The sequence below is a fragment of the Elstera litoralis genome, from assembly GCF_000963705.1.
Taxonomy (GTDB): domain Bacteria; phylum Pseudomonadota; class Alphaproteobacteria; order Elsterales; family Elsteraceae; genus Elstera; species Elstera litoralis.
In genome coordinates this window covers 1-1,014 of the sequence record NZ_LAJY01000873.1, presented here as the reverse complement: position 1 = coordinate 1,014, position 1,014 = coordinate 1, and the positions used below count along the sequence as shown (strand labels likewise).

The window sequence follows — 1,014 nt, the reverse complement described above, 5'->3', positions numbered from 1 at the left end:
TTTCGGGGTCGAGGTGACGATGTGCCACGTCTGGTCGTTCATTTCCATTTTCACCAGCACGTAGCCGGGAATGAGCTTGCGCTCCGAATTCACTTTTGCGCCGCGCCGGATCTCAACGACTTCTTCAGTCGGAACCATGATATCGCCAATCAGATCGGCCATACCTTTTTGCTCAGCGGTTTCGCGGATGGCCTGGACCACCTTTTTTCGAACCCAGAATAGACGTGAACAACATACCAGCGCTGCGTCATGGCCCTACTTTCCCAGCCCGAGAATCAGGCGAATGCCAATGGAGAGGCCTTGATCCACCAGAAAGAAGAATAAGGCCGCAAGCAGCCCCATCACGAACACCATTACGGTGCTGATCCATGTTTCTTTCCAGGTCGGCCACGTCACCTTGCGGGCTTCGAGCCGGACTTCCTTGAAAAATTGAACCGGGCTAGTCTTCGCCATGCGCTTACTCAACATCTCCGGTCCGAATAAATAAGGCGGGGAAGGGTTCCACCGCCTCAATCGGTCCTCTCTGTGCCCTGCTGGTGGATGCCACTCTTTTTAAGAGAATGGCAGGAGCAGAGGGGATCGAACCCCCAACCCCCGGTTTTGGAGACCGGTGCTCTACCAGTTGAGCTATGCTCCTCCAGATGGGCCGCTGGATTTACCAAGGTCCACCCTGCATTGCAAGGCTTTTGTTACGAAAAAGCCAGAGTCGCCGCGCGACCCTGGCATCTCGTTTAAGCAGTCTTACGCGATAATCGATGCGACGACGCCTGCGCCGACGGTACGACCACCTTCGCGGATAGCGAAGCGCAAGCCTTCGTCCATCGCGATCGGTTGGATGAGTTCCACATCCATCGACACGTTATCGCCCGGCATGACCATTTCGGTGCCTTCCGGCAGCGACACGTTCCCGGTGACATCCGTGTACGGAAGTAGAACTGCGGACGATAGTTGGTGAAGAACGGCGTGTGACGACCGCCTTCTTCTTTCGTCAGAATATAGGCTTCCGMCTTGAAC

The 1,014-nt window shown here is 55.5% G+C and carries 1 protein-coding gene, 1 tRNA gene and 2 pseudogenes; all 4 read right to left on the bottom strand.

Annotated elements, in window-relative coordinates; translation table 11 throughout:
- Nucleotides 1-251: pseudogene (locus VZ95_RS20445) on the bottom strand (transcription termination/antitermination NusG family protein); the annotation flags it as partial.
- 4 nt (nt 252-255) lie between these two features.
- A complete protein-coding gene (gene secE / locus VZ95_RS20440; protein ID WP_045777497.1) occupies nt 256-453 on the bottom strand; it encodes a preprotein translocase subunit SecE in 198 nt (65 codons plus the stop codon).
- A gap of 108 nt (nt 454-561) precedes the next feature.
- Nucleotides 562-637 (bottom strand) — tRNA-Trp (locus VZ95_RS20435).
- A gap of 104 nt (nt 638-741) precedes the next feature.
- Nucleotides 742-1,014: pseudogene (locus tag VZ95_RS23560) on the bottom strand (EF-Tu C-terminal domain-related protein); the annotation flags it as partial.